Here is a 15,180-nt window from a genome sequence, read left to right on the forward strand (position 1 = left end):
GGTTCAGGCATCGGGTGTAGGGGCCGCTTCTCGGGCGACGTCGTTCGAGATCAGGACGCCTTCCTCGTCGGCCGCGGCTTCGACGGTGCCGCCGCTGGGCTGAGCTTCTTTTTCCGAGAAGAAGTCCAGGCAGGCGTCGGCCATCTGCTGTGCCGACAGCTCCGTGAAGTGGTCCGGCAACTGGTTGATGTCGTGGGCCAACCGCTCGATGGACACCGTCTCGTCCGGCGCCAGGTCCCCCTCGACCAAGCGCCAGCGTTGCTGCACACGCGCCAGGTGCAGGTCCATGTCCAGCGCCGGCACCTCGGGCGGCGGCAGCAGCCGGCTGGTGAACGCCGGGTCGCGGTGGTAGCGGATCTTCTCGCCCAGGACGGGCTTGCAGTTCTCGGCGATCACTACCAGGCGCTCGCTGCCGAGTTCCTTGAACTCCTGAGGCAGCAACAGCGCACGGCGCTGCTCGCTCTCGTTGACGCTGACCGATCGACTGCCATTCGGCCCCAACGACCGGCTGTGCCCACGCGAGGTGCCCCGCTCGGTGAAGTGCCCCAGCATCGCGCTGTACTCGTCGGCGTCACGCTGCTCGCGTGGCGCGAACAGGATCTGCAGCCCGTGATTGGTCGCGAAGGTGCGGGCCTCCTTGTCGCCGTAGACCGCGTCCAGCTGCGACATCGCCTGCACCACCGTCAGCAGCCTCAGGTTGTAGCCCGCGAGGAAGGCCGCCGACATCGTGATCACTCCGACCCGGCCCATGGTCGTGAACTCGTCGTTGACCAGCAGGCACTGCACCGTCAGGCTGGGGTCGTGCTCGGGTAGCTGCTGGGTGTTGAGGCTGACCAGCTGCGAGAAGAACAGGTTGAGCAGCGGGCGCGCGCTCGTCAGCCGGTTCGGCGGGATGTGCACGTAGATCGACAGGCGCTGGCGCCGCACGTCCTCGAACCGGAAGTCGTCGGCGCTGGTCGTCGCATCGACCACCGCGTCCGCGAAGATCGTCAGCGGTGCGTTGAAGGTCGCGACGATGCTGGACAGCGTGTTCTCCGAGTTCGACAGCAGGCGCTGCAGCGCGTCGATGCACTCGTCGGACAGGGCGGGGCCCAGTTCCTTGCTGTCGATCCGCCGGCCCCGGATCTGGTCGGCCAGGTGGTCGCGTAGTGCACGGCCCTTGCCCGAGGACTGCCGCAGCAGCTCTCCGATCGTGCGAGGCAAGGCAGGGGTCTCCAGCAACAGCAGGCCCAGCCCGAGGAAGAGGTTGCGCGCCTGGTCGTTGAAGAAGGCTTCCGACGAGGTGCCGCTGCCGTCGTTGGGATAGAACACCTGGCCGATCGCGAGCAGGTCGCCGACCCGGTGCATCGGGCTCGTGCGCACCGCCGTCAGCGGATTCCAGCGGTGGCTGCGGGCCTGGTCGTCGAAGGGCGCGAAGGCATAGACCCGCTGGCCGCTCTTCGCCCGGAAGCCCGCCGTGACCGCGTGGTTCTCGCCCTTGATGTCCAGCACCACCACCGAGTCGGGCCAGTTCAGCAGGTTGGGGATCACCACCCCGACGCCCTTGCCGCTGCGGGTCGGGGCCGACAGCATCACCGAGAGCTGGCCGCTCAGGCTGATGAACTGCCCCCGGTGCCGGCCGATCAGGATGCCGGGCCGGCCATCGGTCGAACCCCCCAGCAGGCCGGCACGCGTGATCTCGGCCGTGGTCGCGAAGCGGGCATCGCCGTGCAGCCGACGGCGTGGTTGCGCCGCCACCAGCAGCGCACCGGGCAGCACCAACAGCAGGCCGATGCCCGAGGCCGTCATCGAGGCCAACAAGCGCTTGCGCTGCGCCGGGTCCGGGCTGTAGACCGCCCAGTAGGTCCACAGGCTGGTCAACTCGACCCGGCGTGGATCGACCTTGTTCAGCAGCAGGAACAGGGCGGCCGAGAGGTAGATCGCCGCGACCGACAGCACCACGAATGCGGCCAGTCCGAACCCGATCCCTGCCGCTCGGCGCGGGGTCAGCCAGGCAGGCCAATGACCAGCAGGAATCCAGGCGTGGACGTTGCTCATGACGGGCTGCCTGCACGGTGCGCCTGTGCCGACCGCTGTGCGCGTGGCGTGTACGCGATCTCCGAGATGAAGCGCCCGTGCTCGTCGCGATCGAACTGCACGATCACGTCGACCACCATCGCCAGCAGCGACTTGATCTCGTCCATGCGCAGCCCGCCGCCGGCGCCGCACTCGCGGATCATCAGCGACATCTGCTCCAGCGCCAGGGCGCAGCTGCCCGCGTGCAGGCTGGTGATGCTGCCCGGGTGGCCCGAGGCGGCCAGCCGCACGAAATGGAAACACTCGTCGCCGCGCACCTCGGCCAGGAAGATCCGATCCGGCTTCATGCGCAGGCAGGCTTCGAGCAGCGACTTGGCCGTCACGCGTGCCGTGCCCTGCGCGTCCTTGCTGTAGAACAGGTGCACGACGTTGGGGTGGTGCGGCAGCGTCAGCTCGGCGGTGTCCTGGATCGTGATCAGGCGCTCGTGCCGGGGCACCTCCTCGACCAGGCCTTTCATGAAGGTGGTCTTGCCCGAGCCGGTCCGACCGCTGACGACGATGGTCTGGTGCTGGCGCACCGCCAGGCGCAGGAAGTCGGCGTAGCGGCCGGCGTCCTTCAGGGCCACCAGATTGCGTTCGAAGGGCTCGAACGCCGGCCCATCGCGGTCTTGCAGCCGCGTCGCATCGGCGGTGCGCTCGAACAGGCCCTCGTGCTCGAAGTCGTCCAGCCGCTTGACCAACTGCGAGGGTTTGCGCACCGTGATCGACACGGTGCCGCGGGGCACGGCCGGCGGGATCACGAACTGGATGCGCTCGCCGCTGGGCAGCGTGGCCGACAGCAGCGGGCGTTCCTGGTTGATCTGCTGGTCGCAGAAGGTGGCCACCGCGGTGGCCAGCGACAGGCAGCGCTCCTGGGTCATCTCGGGTGCGGCGACCGCCTGCCAGCCGCTCACCGACTCGATCTGCAGTTCGCCGGGCTGGTTCAGGCAGACCTCCAGCACGCCGGGTCGGTCGAGGTGCTCGCGCAGCGGCCGCAGGAACTCCACCACCGAGGTGGCGTCGCCGGACCAGGCCTGCGCGTCCGACCCATCGACCAAGAGGTCCGTGTTCATCGGGGTTCTCATGACCAGGTGCTCCTGATGCATCAGCGCGCGGCGTCGCCCGAGACCGGTCGCAGCTCGTAGACCGACGAGAAGTCGACGTCGCGCCCGACGTAGATGCCGACTACGCCGCCCTGGTTCTGGTAGATCAGCGGTGGGATGTTGATCGTGCTCTCCAGCACCTTCTCGGCCAGCTTGCTGGTCTGCGCGGTGGTCGAGGGCAGTACGACGGTATTGCCGCCATTGCCGCCGTTGCCCGCACCGTCGCCGGACTGCTGCTGGATCACCAGCTTGACCGAGTCGTCGATCAGCGACAGCAGCATCGCCGCACCGAGGCGTTCGCTCCAGCGGTTGTCGACGTGGCCGTCGATGCCGGACTCGCCCAGCGGGCCGGTGCCGGGCGACTCGATGTCCACCGTCACGCCCAGCGGCGTGCGGATGCGGGTCCACAGCACGGGGATGCGCACCGTGCCCGGCTTGACCGACGCGATGCGGTACTCGCCGTCCAGGTGCGAGCCGCGTTCGATCAGCAGCACCCGGCCGTTGTCGCTGTAGACGTTGCGCTGGACCTGGCAACCGACCAGACCCGAGTTCGCGCTGATGACCCGGGTCTTGAGGGCACAGGTGAAGGCCGTGCCCTTGGGCAGCGTTAGGCTGCGGTCGCCCAGCATCGTGGCGCTGACGCGGGGTGTGGCCGAGCCCTGTAACTGGCCGCCGAACAAGCCACCGGACGCCGGGCTGCTGCTGGTCGATCCCGGCGCGTTGATCGGGGCCGGTCGGTTCGGCGGCATCGTGGCGGCGGGCTCCTCGTTGCGCGACGTGGCCGCGATGGCTGTCCGGCTCAGCGTGTCCATCAGGCCCTGAAGCTGCGACTGGTAGGCCTGCAGGTTGCGCTGTGTGGCCGCGAGCGGGTCGGCCTTGCCGTCGGGTTCTGAGGGAGTTGTCGTCGCCGGCGCTGCGGTCGCCACGGCGCCGGGACGACTGGAGGCCAGCAGCACAGGCGCGTCTTCCGGCGGCGGCAGTTTCGTGGCGGGCGAGCTGCCGGATGCCGGAGTCGTGCGCCGCACGCCGATGGGCTCGGCTCGATCGTCAGCGGTGGTCGTGATGGCGGGGATGCGCGGACCGGAGGCCAATGGGGCGGCTGAACTCGTGGCACTCGCCGCGCCGGGCCCTGGTGGCAGACCGGTCAGGTCGAGCTGGCGTGGCGCGCTCACCGTCGCAGCGGGGCGGTCGCGATTGGGCTTGGCCTCTTTGCGCTCCTCCAGCTTGCCGGTCGAGAACGAGCGTTGCAACGCCATCGCCGACACCACCGCGATCGATAGCACCAGCATCGCGAGCGCGATCTGGCCCTTGCGTGAACGCTGGGCCCGCGCCTGCGCGGCGACGTCGGGGATGCCGGCTTCGCCGGGCAGGGGTTCGATCTGGTTCGGATGTCCTGGGCCTGGAGCCGGTGCCATGCTTGCTTCGACGCGGGTGCGTTCTGCAGGGGCTTCGTCGTCCGATGTCTTCGTGGGCTCAGTCATGTCCAGTTCCTCCACGTTTGCGGTTCGAGCGGTTCGGGGTGCCTTCAGCCTTCAACGCACGAGACACGCCGGGCACCGTGGTGCCGCTGCCGGATGACGGGCTGTCGAGGTCGAAGCCCTCGTTCCAGAGCCCGACCACGGCCGAGCCCGCGCGCAGCACGAAGCGCCGAGCGACCCGGTCGATGACCATCAGGTCGCCTTCCATGCGGGTGTTGACCAGCGCTTCGCTGCCATCGCCCAGCACCTGGAAGGCGGCCGGCACCTCGCGCTGACCGGGGAACTTCAGGTAGGTGAAGCGCCCGTCGTCGAACACCAGCGTCGGCACGATGTCCTGCGCGTGCTCGCCCTCGGCCAGCGTGTAGTCGGTGTTGCGCACCTGCGGCTGGGCCTGCAGGCGGGCGAGCACGAGCTCCTCGGGCGCCGGCAGCGGTGGCAGGTCCGGCAAGGCCGGCAGCGCGGGGATCTCCGCCACCGAGGGCCTGGGCGGCGGTGCCGCCTTCACCGACAACCGGTAGACCGGCGCTCTCGCATCACCCGGCCCCAGCACGACGAACTCGAATGCATGCGTGCGCCGGGTCGTCAGCACGGCCAGGTTGTTGGGCGCCGAGGCGCTGCTGCGGGCCTTCACGAAGAAGCTGCGCCCGCCGGCTTGGGCGACCACGCACCAGGCCGATTCCGGCCGGGTGCAGTCACCGCCCAGGCCGGCAGCGACCTCGGTGATGGCCTCGTCGGCATCGAGCTGCACATGGGTCACGACCCCGCGCCGCACCGGCACGGTGACGACGGCCTGCGGGTCGTAGATAACCTCGCGCAGGCGCGGATCACTGGGTGCGGGTTCGGTGGCCTGCGCATCCGATGCCGACGCGGACAGGGCCGCCAGCAGGGCGAAGGCCCACGCCACACCGACCCACCATGACCCGGGATGAAGTCGCTGTCTCATGGCTTGGCTCCCGATGCGGCGGTGTTGATCTCGGGGTCGGACCGGTAGGCGGTCACGACGAAACCGAAGGGGTTCTCCAGGCGGTCGGCTTCCTTGCTCAGCGCCTGGGGCTGGTACTGGAAGACGACGCTGGCGACGTGGCGGGTCACGACCTCGGCCAGGTTGCGGTCGGTCTGCCGCACGGCCTTGTCGTAGGTGACGGTGGCGTCACCGCGGTTGCCCTTGCGGCCGGTCGGCGAGAGCCGCACGCCGACGATGCGGATGCGCCAGTCCTCGCTGGCGCCGAGCTTCTTCTGCAGTGCCGCGTCGCCTTCGAACAGCCGCGCGTAGTCCCCGAACACCGGCTGCGCCGCCATGCGCGCAACCTGGTCGAAGTCGCGCTGCAGGAACATCCAGCTGTAGCCCTCGCGGGCCCGCACGAAGGCGGCGAGGTTGTGCTTGTCCAGCGCCTCCATCGTCGGAATGGTCTCGACGTCCAGGCGCTGCTGGATCGTAGTCTCGCCGGTGACGCGGTCGACCACGATGGGGATCTCGACGATGCGGCGCAGCGGCCCCTGCACGAACACCGCTGTGATGCCGGTCAGCGCGAGCAGGCCGGCCGCGACGGCCACCTGCCAGGCGCGGCGTTCGGAGCGTTCGAGCAGCTGGGCGCGGTCGATCTCCCAGGTCTGATTGCCTTGGTAAGCGAGGTCTTCGATGGGCGGCGGTGGTGGTGGCTGTGCTGGCAGTGAGGATGGGGCCGATGGCGCCGAGTGCGCCGGTTCCGATTCGACCGCGTCGACCGGATCGCGCGCCAGATCCGACTGACGCAGGGCCTGCCAGTCGCTGTCGAAGAAGTCGTCCCTGACGTCATTCGTGGTCCGAGTCATGGCGTCCTACCGGCATCAGGGCAGGAAGTCCGAGACCTTGCCCGTGCGTCCCAGCATCTCGTACTGATGTTCCCGGTCGCGGGCCCGGGCGATGCGCTCCTCGCTGTCGGCCATGCCCTGCAGCATCTGCAGCTGCGACATCTCGTGAGACAGCAGCGCGTTCTCGGCGCCGATGCGAGCCTGGACCTCCTGCACCGACTTCTGGTCGGTGGTCGCGTTGACCTGGCCCATCAGGGCCTGGATCTGCGAGAGTCGGCCGGCGGCCGACTGCATCGCGTCCTGCAGCAGGCCCTTGTGCTGATAGGGCTGTGACAAGGTGGTCTGGCAGCGCGCCTTGGCGTCGCCGCCCAGGTCCAGGCAGTTGTAGACCATGCCGGCGTCGCGCAGCGACTTGGCGGTGCGGCTGAGCGCGGCATAGCCCGACAGGTCGATCGCGTTGAGCTGGGTGTAGACCTCGGCCGGCACGTAGTTGCCCAGCAGCGGGTTGTCGAAGATGGCACCGAGGCTGCGAATCCCGTTGATGCTGTTGAGCTGGCTCTGCAGCTGCATGATCTGCTGGACCTGGTTGCCGATCGCGGTGATGTCGTTGACCACCTGCTGGACGGTCTGGACCAGGTTGGCGACGTCGATCACCGGGATGCCCTGGGCCTGGCTGGGGGTGACCCCGAAGGCGCCGAGGGCACCCAGTGCGGCGGCAACGATCTGGCGACGGATCTGGCAATGAAAGCGCATGACGATCTCCTGGTCTGGCCGACGGGAGGCGATGAACAGGCGTGACAGGTCCGGCGGCAGCCCGTCCTGCCGCCCGCACGTCGAGGAATTCAGGTGCGTCCGCGCAGCGCGGCGAGGCGGTAGGCGGGACGGCTGGTGGTCGCTGCCTGGGTCATGGCCGATCCCACGGCGCGGCCCAGGGCGAAGGGAATGCCCGTGCCAGCGCGCACGACACCGCCAGCGACGGTCCCGCCGGCCCCCCGGGACGATCCAGCACGCAGGCCCGCGACCATCAGGGTGTTCTGGATCATCTGGATGCCCTGCTGGACGGCGGCGCCACCGGTCAGGGCCGAGGCCAGGCTGGGGGCCTGGAAGCACAGGATGGCCATCAGGATCATCAGCACGCAGTAGCGCATGGCCTCGCCCAGCACGTTGAAGGTGCCGCCGAGGAAGCCGCCGCCATCCTGGATGGCCTTGAAGATCGCGGTGCCGATGGCGATGCTCAGGCCCAGCGCGAAGAAGGCGAACCAGGTCAGCACGACCGCGTTGAGCAGCATCGACAGCCAGCTGTCGAAGAAGCGCGCGGTGGGTCGCCAGGCCAAGCAGAGGATGAACAGCGGGCCCACCGCGATCACGAAGGTCAGGAGGACCTTGGCCAGCGTGACGACGAACAAGCCGATGACCAGGAAGATGACCGAGCCGGTCGAGAAGACCCCGGCGGCCACCAGCAGGTCGAGCCGGAACGGGCTGGCCTCCTTCATCAGGTCGCCGGCCTGGTCGCTGGCGGCGTCGTTGAAGTGGTCCAGCAGCGTGTACGGCGTGGTCAGCGTCGCCGGGTCGACGCCAGCGGGCAGGAAGGTCGATGCCACCCCCATCGCCAGCGCATTGGCGCTGTCGGCCACATGGGTGATGTAGACGCCCGACTGCAGCGCGAAGGCCAGCACCAGGCCGATCTTGAAGACCTTCCACAGGAAGGTCGTGATCGACTCCGACACCTCGTGGCGCAGCACCGCCCAGCCGTAGAGCATGACCCACAGCGTCATCGCCGACAGCGCGACCGGCGTGAGTGCGGCCATCAGCGCGGTGATCACGTCGATCACGTAGCTGTTGAGGATGGCGTCGAAACGGGAACCGACCCAGCTGTACATGGCAAGCCTCCTACTGGACGGCGTCGAACGGCAGGTTGGCCGGTGGCCTGGCGAACACCGGCACGCAGCGGCTGGCAAGGTCCGGGTACTGGCACTGCAGCCAGACGCCACGTGCCTTGACGACCCACAGGCGCGACCGCTTTGTGACGCCGTAGGTCGATGCCCGGCAGGTGCCGGGACGGGCCTGTACCTCGGTGCACTCCATCAGGCCCGGGGCGGTCTCGACCATGTGCCACGGCCCCGGGTGGCAGCCGACGTCCGCGCGGCAGAGCGGTCGAGCCGGGCCGGTCGAGGGCATCGGTGGGGTGTCGACCTGGCGTGTGCCATTGGCAAGGACAAGCACGGCCTCGTTGCCGGGCACGGCCTGGGCGGACACCGCCGAGGCGATCACGAGCGCAAGGCCGACCGCCATCGATGACTTCGGCTTCATGACTGACTCCCGGCCGCACGCGCCTTGCGCGCCCGCACGGCGCGCTGCAGCAGCGGAATCCAGGCCTTCGGATCGTGGCTGACCTGGCTGCGCAGCTCGTCGAGCAGCGCGACGTTGTCGGTGGTGGCCGACAGCACGGTGATGAAGTCTTCCAGCCCCGACAGGTCCAGCTCGCAGATCGCGCTGGTGGCTCCCTGCTTGACCAGGAAGCGCCGGCCACCCTGGGCACTCAGGCTGCGCACCGTCTCGTACTCTGCCTCGCTGAGCCCGAAGCCGTCGACGTACTCGTCGTGCACCGCCTCCGGGTTGGCCAGGAAGATCTTGGTGACGCTCTGCTCGATCATGGTCCGACCGATCGGGTGGCGCAGCACGTCCGACGGGCTCTGGGTGTCGAAGATGCCCAGCCCGTTCTGCTTGCGGATGGTCTTCTGCTTCTGCTTGGCGAAGTCGCTGAAGACCGCGTGGTCCAGCGCCTTCCAGAACTCCGAGATCACGTAGATCAGGCGCTCGCCGTTCACCCACTCGTCCATCATCTGCAGCAGCACCATCATCACCGGCGTGCGCACCTCGGGCAGGTCCAGGAACTCGGTGGTGTCGAAGCCCACCACGCGGGTGGCCGACAGCAGTCCGAGCTGATCCGGCGCCTGATCGAACACCCAGCCCAGCGCGCCGCCATCGCACCAGCGCCCCAGGCGCTCGTACAAGCTGTTCTCGCCGGTCTTGGGCAGGTTCTGGCGCACGGTCGAGAAGCGCCGCAGGTGGGCCGGCATCATCGCCACCGCCCGCACCGCATCGGCGATGGCACGCTCGTCGGACGGCAGCAGCGGCAGGGCCGTGGTGGCCACGCAGGTGCGGATCAGCTGCTCCCAGAACTGCAGCCGCTCGGGCGTCGGCTCGCGCTGCAGCGGGTTGCAGCCGGTGGGCCGGCCGGCCTCGAAGGCCAGGTACTCGCCGCCGAGCGCGCGCACCGCGATCTCGCAGCCACGGTCCAGGTCGAACAGCACCAGCCGGGGCGCGGGCTGCCACTTGCGCGTCAGCACCAGCAGGAACATCTCCAGCGTGGTCTTGCCGACGCCGGTCGAGCCGATGATGAGGGTGTTGCCCGGCAGCTTCTTGTCGGCCGAATCCTCGCCCTCCGGGCTGCTGTGCAGGTTCAGGTAGAAGGGCTGGCCAGACGGCGTTCGCAGCAGGGCCAGGGCCTCGCCCCAGGGGTTGCCGTCGCGCTTGCCACGCGGGAAGTTGTGGCCACAGGCCAGCGCCGCGAAGGCGCGCGAGGACAGCTTGGCATCGCGTGGACGCCACGACCAGTTGCCCGGCATCTGCGCGAACCAGGCCGCGTCGGCGACCAGGTCGACCGGGGCCATCTGCAGGCTCGACGCCTCGCCGACCGCGCCGATGGCCTGTGACGCGCGCCGGCCGGCGTCGGCCACGTCGTCGCCGAACACCACCAGGCTGTAGTGGTACTCACCCATGCAGAACTGGCCGTCGCCGAGTTCGTTGAGCGCCACGTCCATCTCGGCGACCTGGCTGCTGACCACGTCGTCGCTGGCGATCAGCTGGTCGCGCTGCAGCTCCAAGGCCCGCATCGCGTCCCTGCGCGGCAGGATCGAGAAGCTCTGCGTCTCGATGAACTCGCTGGCCTCGTAGAGCAGGGTGTCGAGGATGCCGGGCTCGACCGCGTCGGCGTATTCCTTGATGTCGACCAGCGCGGCATACCGACGCTGATCGCCGTGGCGCAGCTCCAGCTTGTCGCCACCGAAGCTCAGGCGGGTGGTGGGCAGCACGCGGTACAGCGGCCCTGTCCTGGCCGGGATCGGGCGCGAGCGGCCGTTGACCAGGTAGGACAGGAACTCGGCCACCTCGGACCAGCGCTGGTCGCGGTCTTCGCGCACACCCAGCAGCTGCGGTCCGAAGCCGCGCAGCACGCGGTCGACCAGCGCGCTGCGTTCTTCCATCACCCGCAGGGCCTCGGCCTGAGCCTCGGCAATCGCCTGGCGGGAACGGTGCTTCGACTGCAGCGCCCGGCTGATGCGCGACACGTTCGGCCGATAGACCAGCGTCAGGTAGAGCTCGTTGCTCATCATCGGCTGGCTGGCCAGCCGGCGTTGGTAAGCCTGCGACAGCTCGCGCGCAAAACCCGGCTCGCGCGGATCTGTGAGCGCATCGTGGGTGCGCCGATGCAGCCGGTGCGTCCAGACCGCCCACTGGCCGCCGGCCAGGCTGCGCAGCAGGCTGCACAGGGCCTCATGGCGTTCGGCGATCAGGTGCTCGTCGGCGCACTCGAAGGGCACGCCGTCCAGGCGCCAGACCCGCAGGTAATCGCCGCCGCGCGAGATGACGTCGTGCGGGCTGACCAGCGAAGAGAAGGGCACGAAGCGCGCGAGCGGGTTCTCGCGATGAGCCTGGGCCCAGTAGTGGGGCTGCAGCGCCATCTGGCCTGACAGGTCGGCTGTGCCGACCTTCCCGACCTTCCTAGACATGCCAAGCATCGCGTGCTCCTGCGTAAAGGGTGGGTGAGTAGCTGCGCGCGCACCAGAACGCGTGGTTGCGGTCGTGCAGCTTGAGCTTGGTGGCGATCGCCATCTGGCGGAAACGCTGCTCATCCCGGGCGGTGACCCAGCTCATCCACAGCAAGGCCGGCACGAGGGCCAGCAGGACGGCCAGCGACAACCACCAGCTCAGCAGCGTGCCGCCCCAGACGATCAGCAGCATCCCGCCACCGAACAGCACGACCAGCGGCACCAGCGGGATGCCCAGCTTCATCGCCGGGCGGGTCGCGCCCTTGTAGATCGCCTCGGCCAGCATGGCGGTCACCGAGGGTGGTCAGGCCACGATGAAGCTGGCGAAGGCCGCCGCGCCACCGATCAGCGTGCCGCCGATCAGCACGTTGGCGACATCGGTCAGGCGCGCGCCCTGGAAGATCATCTTGAAGCCGGCCCAGATGATCGCGATTGTCACGACCGCCACCGAGACCGTGACCAGGATGGCGTTGACGTTGGTGACCGTGGTGTTGATCTTGTCGAAGCCCTGGGCCTGCGCAAGCACCGGGCCGAGGGCCAGGGCGAGCGCGAAGAGTGGCAGGGCAGGACGGCGGACATCGAGGTGCGAGAGCATGGTGGATCTCCTTTCGGTGACTCAGGGGCGGTGGCGAACAGGGAGGGGAATGGCCGATGGCATGCGGCGTGCGGCGTCGAGCACCCGCTGCACATAGCCGTGCCGGAAGCCAGTCTCGAAATTGCCGCTGTAGTAGCAGGACAGGGCCTGCCGCAGCCGGTGCTGGTCGCGTGCCGGGCCGGTGCTGCCAAGCACCGTCGATCGCGCGTAGCAGTCGCCCAGGATCGTCTGCATAGCCCGCAGGTTGGTGCAAGGTTCGAAGGCATCTTCCAGGCGCAGGCCCATGCGGCGCACGTTGCGCACGTTGATCTGGGCCAGCCCGACACTGAAGTTCCAGCCCTGGGCCTGCAGCGAGCGGGCCGTGACCAGTGCCTCCTGGCGGTAGCGAGGCTGGCGCACCAGCACCCCGCCGACCACGCCGATCGCATGCGGATTGAGGCTGCTCTCGACCGTGGCCAGTGCATGGGTGGTGCGGCTGTCTACCTGGGGCGCACAAGCCATTGCGAGGGCCAGGAAGGGGCTGGCGTCCATCTTGATGTCCTCGTTCAAGGTATCGAGGGCGCGACCGGCACGGAAGCCTGCGCACCGGTCCAGGCCTGGTACTCGTCGTCGTAGCGCGTGTCCCAGCTGCCCATTTGTGCCTTGGCCGCCGGGCTGAACTCGGTGACTGTGTCACCGGCCATGTTCCACCAGGTCCTGGCAAACGCGGCGCCTTCGACCACGACCGAGATCGCACCTGTGTAGTCGCAGGTGTAGGACGAGCCGGTGTCGGTCTCGACCAGGCGGGTGTACTGCGGCGGGCAGTTGGTCGGCGCCGCAGCCCAGTTGTGCTGGGCCGAGTTGCCTGCACCGCTCATCGCGCAGGTCGGGAAGGCGCGGCCGCGCGCGAGGTCGCGCAGCACCTGCCGGATCGGTGGCACGCACTGCGGCACCTTGCGCCAGTTGGGGGCAGCGAAGCACAGCAGCACCTGGCAGCCATCGACGGCATGCGCCGGTGCGGGTGCGCCGGCCATCGCGGCGACGGCGAGACACGGCAGGGCGAAGGCACGCCACAGTGCGTGTGCCGGCATGCGGCGGGCGATGGATGCAGAACGATGGGTCGTCATGGTGATCCTCTCCAAGGTTGATCCGGGCCATCGGACGTCGGGACTGGTGGTCGGCGCCCGTGGATTCACTCTAGGCACGCAAGGCTCGCTTGTGCGCGATGACTTTGGGTACAGATTCATCGCTCGACGGGAGGCGGGGCCCTTGATGCGCCCGAAGACGACCCGGTCGAGACGCCCGTGTTGATCGGCTCTATCTGCATCGGGCCCAGGGCCCGGCGGCTGTTGAATGACGGCAGGATCAGACCGCAGTCCACCAGCAGGCGGGCAGCTTGGCGCCGGTTGAGCACCCCCAACTTGGCGTGCAGGCGTTGGAAGCGGGAGTCGATTGACGCGGGGCTCACGTGCAGTTCAGATGCGATGCGTTTGCTGCTGTGGCCGGCGCATTGGTGCCGCACCAGCGACAGCTCGGTTGGCGTCAGCTGGGCCGCCTCGACCAATTCGCGGCGGATACGGGCGCTCCACCACTCGTGCAGTTCCGCCGCCAGCGCGCGGGCAAGGATCCGGTGACCCGCCGAATCACGTCGCTCGAAGTGGTCCACCGTCTCCGAGCCCAGGCACAGCAGGCTGGTGCGTGCCTGGCTCAGGCCTGAATGCGCCGGGACCAGCAGGGTCGAGACAAAGCCCCCTTCGTGGATCAATGCAACAACCTGGCGGTGCTCGGTCGCGACCACGTCGAGGGCACTGGCGGCCGTCGGCTCGGAGTGGTGGGTGGCGTAGACCAGCCAGGGGTCGTGGTTCTGGCATCCCGCCGCGAGGTAGCGCCGGCACCAGCGGGCATCGCAGGCCAGCATGAATCGGCAGATCACGAGGTCATGGTCATCGCGCACGAAGGTGACGAAGTAGGCCTGGTCCGCGTCGAGTAGGCCGATGCAGGCCTGCATCAGCGCCTGGATGCGCGCCGGTGACTCGGCGTTGCGGATCCGCTCGATGAGCTCGGTGGCGCGACCGATCGAATCAACGCAAGGCAGTTCGCTCGCAAGGCCCTGGCTCGGGGTCCCAGCGTTCCAGGCCGGTGCGCTGGAGCCGCTCGTGCAGCAGGGGGTGCTCGAACAGGACGGGGTCCTCGTCGCACCATCGCAGGAACTCGTCCCGTTCGGCAAACAACAGGGACTGGATGGTTCGCACGCCGTGGGTCGGGCACTCGTCTCGTTCGACATACAGGCCTCCGGGTGTGCCTTGGAGGAGGAACTGGATCGTGCCCTTGTGGCCGTGGGCTTGCAGCACCGGGCCCGACAACGGATCCCGGCTGCACCCCAGGCTGGCCACTGCCAACCGGTCTGCAGCCTTGCGCACGGTGCGGCTCATGGCTGAGCCTCCGGGAAGAGTCTGGGCCGCTGCGAACCCGCTCTCGACAGGATGCCCGATGGCATCGGTGTTCGCTCGCAAGGCAGGGCTTCGTCGACACGGTGCATGGCAACTCCCGGGTCGGTGTCGAGCCGTGGCTCGACGCGCAATGGCATCGAAGGGTCAGTACATGCCGAACGCGAGAACCAGCATGACGTCAGGTGTGCTCATGCGGCTCTGGTCAACAGGCCTTGTGCATCAAGGCGAGGATTTCTCGATCGGCTTGGGGTGAGCGTAGACAGGCTCGCATCCCGTCGTCAACGTGACGGGCGAGGTGAGGCTCATTTCTGCAGGAGGGTCAGTTGCGCTAAACAGTGTTTGGCGATGGCTCATGGACTGAGCCTGTCGCGATCCGCTGCAGCACCGCAAGAGCCTGCTGGGCCTGGGCCACCGGCACGAGGATGTGGTCGTGGTGGTAGGCCGCGATGGCGTTGCACGGGATGCCGGCGGCGGCCAGTTTCGAAGCGACCGTCGCCAGTAGGCCGATGGCTTCGAGCGAGGAGTGGACGGTCAGCGTGATGAGCCGGGCCTCGAACACGAATGGCACCCGCGCGGACTCGGCCTGCGTTCGTTCGACGATGGCCGTCAGTCCCTCGGCTTCCCGGAAGGTGCACAGCGGCTGCAGGCCGTCCGGCAGGCGGTGGTCTGCGAAGCTGCAGTAGACGTAGTGGTCTGCATGCAGCTTGGGCGCCAAGTGGCGCACCAGTCGCTCGAGGTCGCATTCGCCGCTCATCGTGGGGTGTCCTGTGGTGCGTGTCGTGCTGTCGTCTGACTTTCGCATTTCGAGCAAGGTTACCTGCATTCGCCGGTCGATCCAAGGTCTTGTGCGCCGCGATGGTGGCGGGATTCCTGACCCTTGACACTCCCCCGGATCGAGCA

General features: G+C 68.5%; 16 protein-coding genes. All 16 read right to left on the reverse strand.

What is annotated here, in order from left to right; translation table 11 throughout:
• Positions 1 to 3: 3 nt before the first annotated feature.
• A complete protein-coding gene (locus LCHO_RS04310; protein WP_012345896.1) occupies positions 4 to 2,037 on the reverse strand; it encodes a type IV secretory system conjugative DNA transfer family protein in 2,034 nt (677 codons plus the stop codon).
• Positions 2,034 to 3,128: a P-type DNA transfer ATPase VirB11 gene (gene virB11 / locus LCHO_RS04315; protein WP_050757286.1), complete on the reverse strand. Its 1,095-nt coding sequence runs from the start codon at positions 3,126 to 3,128 to the stop codon at positions 2,034 to 2,036. Before virB11 ends, LCHO_RS04310 begins: the two co-directional genes overlap by 4 nt.
• 32 nt (positions 3,129 to 3,160) lie before the next feature.
• Positions 3,161 to 4,639 (reverse strand): type IV secretion system protein VirB10, encoded by a 1,479-nt coding sequence (gene virB10, locus LCHO_RS04320; RefSeq protein WP_012345898.1) that lies wholly within the window; start codon positions 4,637 to 4,639, stop codon positions 3,161 to 3,163.
• Positions 4,632 to 5,579 carry a TrbG/VirB9 family P-type conjugative transfer protein gene (locus tag LCHO_RS04325; protein ID WP_012345899.1) on the reverse strand — a complete coding sequence of 316 codons (948 nt, stop codon included), beginning with the start codon at positions 5,577 to 5,579 and terminating at the stop codon, positions 4,632 to 4,634. Before LCHO_RS04325 ends, virB10 begins: the two co-directional genes overlap by 8 nt.
• Positions 5,576 to 6,448 (reverse strand): VirB8 family type IV secretion system protein, encoded by an 873-nt coding sequence (locus LCHO_RS04330; protein ID WP_012345900.1) that lies wholly within the window; start codon positions 6,446 to 6,448, stop codon positions 5,576 to 5,578. Before LCHO_RS04330 ends, LCHO_RS04325 begins: the two co-directional genes overlap by 4 nt.
• A gap of 15 nt (positions 6,449 to 6,463) precedes the next feature.
• Positions 6,464 to 7,180: a TrbJ/VirB5 family protein gene (locus tag LCHO_RS04335; RefSeq protein ID WP_012345901.1), complete on the reverse strand. Its 717-nt coding sequence runs from the start codon at positions 7,178 to 7,180 to the stop codon at positions 6,464 to 6,466.
• Positions 7,181 to 7,269: 89 nt separating this feature from the next.
• Positions 7,270 to 8,307 carry a TrbL/VirB6 family protein gene (locus LCHO_RS04340; protein ID WP_012345902.1) on the reverse strand — a complete coding sequence of 346 codons (1,038 nt, stop codon included), beginning with the start codon at positions 8,305 to 8,307 and terminating at the stop codon, positions 7,270 to 7,272.
• A 10-nt stretch (positions 8,308 to 8,317) separates the two neighbouring features.
• Positions 8,318 to 8,737 carry a hypothetical protein gene (locus tag LCHO_RS04345; protein ID WP_012345903.1) on the reverse strand — a complete coding sequence of 140 codons (420 nt, stop codon included), beginning with the start codon at positions 8,735 to 8,737 and terminating at the stop codon, positions 8,318 to 8,320.
• Complete coding sequence (locus tag LCHO_RS04350) at positions 8,734 to 11,226, reverse strand: VirB4 family type IV secretion/conjugal transfer ATPase (protein ID WP_012345904.1); 2,493 nt, start codon at positions 11,224 to 11,226, stop codon at positions 8,734 to 8,736. The genes LCHO_RS04345 and LCHO_RS04350 overlap by 4 nt, the downstream gene beginning before the upstream one ends.
• The gene (locus LCHO_RS04355; RefSeq protein WP_012345905.1) at positions 11,210 to 11,542 is read right to left on the reverse strand and encodes a VirB3 family type IV secretion system protein; all 333 of its coding nucleotides are present in this window, start codon (positions 11,540 to 11,542) and stop codon (positions 11,210 to 11,212) included. Before LCHO_RS04355 ends, LCHO_RS04350 begins: the two co-directional genes overlap by 17 nt.
• Positions 11,543 to 11,560: 18 nt before the next feature.
• Positions 11,561 to 11,851, reverse strand: a complete 291-nt coding sequence (locus LCHO_RS04360; protein WP_012345906.1) for a TrbC/VirB2 family protein — start codon at positions 11,849 to 11,851, stop codon at positions 11,561 to 11,563.
• 21 nt (positions 11,852 to 11,872) lie between these two features.
• Entirely contained in the window at positions 11,873 to 12,382 is a 510-nt protein-coding gene (locus LCHO_RS04365; RefSeq protein ID WP_012345907.1) for a lytic transglycosylase domain-containing protein, read from the reverse strand.
• A 14-nt stretch (positions 12,383 to 12,396) separates the two neighbouring features.
• Complete coding sequence (locus tag LCHO_RS04370) at positions 12,397 to 12,957, reverse strand: hypothetical protein (RefSeq protein WP_012345908.1); 561 nt, start codon at positions 12,955 to 12,957, stop codon at positions 12,397 to 12,399.
• A 116-nt stretch (positions 12,958 to 13,073) separates the two neighbouring features.
• Positions 13,074 to 13,838 carry a helix-turn-helix transcriptional regulator gene (locus LCHO_RS21935; protein ID WP_012345909.1) on the reverse strand — a complete coding sequence of 255 codons (765 nt, stop codon included), beginning with the start codon at positions 13,836 to 13,838 and terminating at the stop codon, positions 13,074 to 13,076.
• A 73-nt stretch (positions 13,839 to 13,911) separates the two neighbouring features.
• Positions 13,912 to 14,262: a hypothetical protein gene (locus LCHO_RS23615; protein WP_012345910.1), complete on the reverse strand. Its 351-nt coding sequence runs from the start codon at positions 14,260 to 14,262 to the stop codon at positions 13,912 to 13,914.
• 346 nt (positions 14,263 to 14,608) lie between these two features.
• Positions 14,609 to 15,034 carry an ACT domain-containing protein gene (locus tag LCHO_RS04390; RefSeq protein WP_012345911.1) on the reverse strand — a complete coding sequence of 142 codons (426 nt, stop codon included), beginning with the start codon at positions 15,032 to 15,034 and terminating at the stop codon, positions 14,609 to 14,611.
• Positions 15,035 to 15,180: the final 146 nt, after the last annotated feature.

It is taken from the genome of Leptothrix cholodnii SP-6, assembly GCF_000019785.1.
GTDB lineage: Bacteria > Pseudomonadota > Gammaproteobacteria > Burkholderiales > Burkholderiaceae_C > Sphaerotilus > Sphaerotilus cholodnii.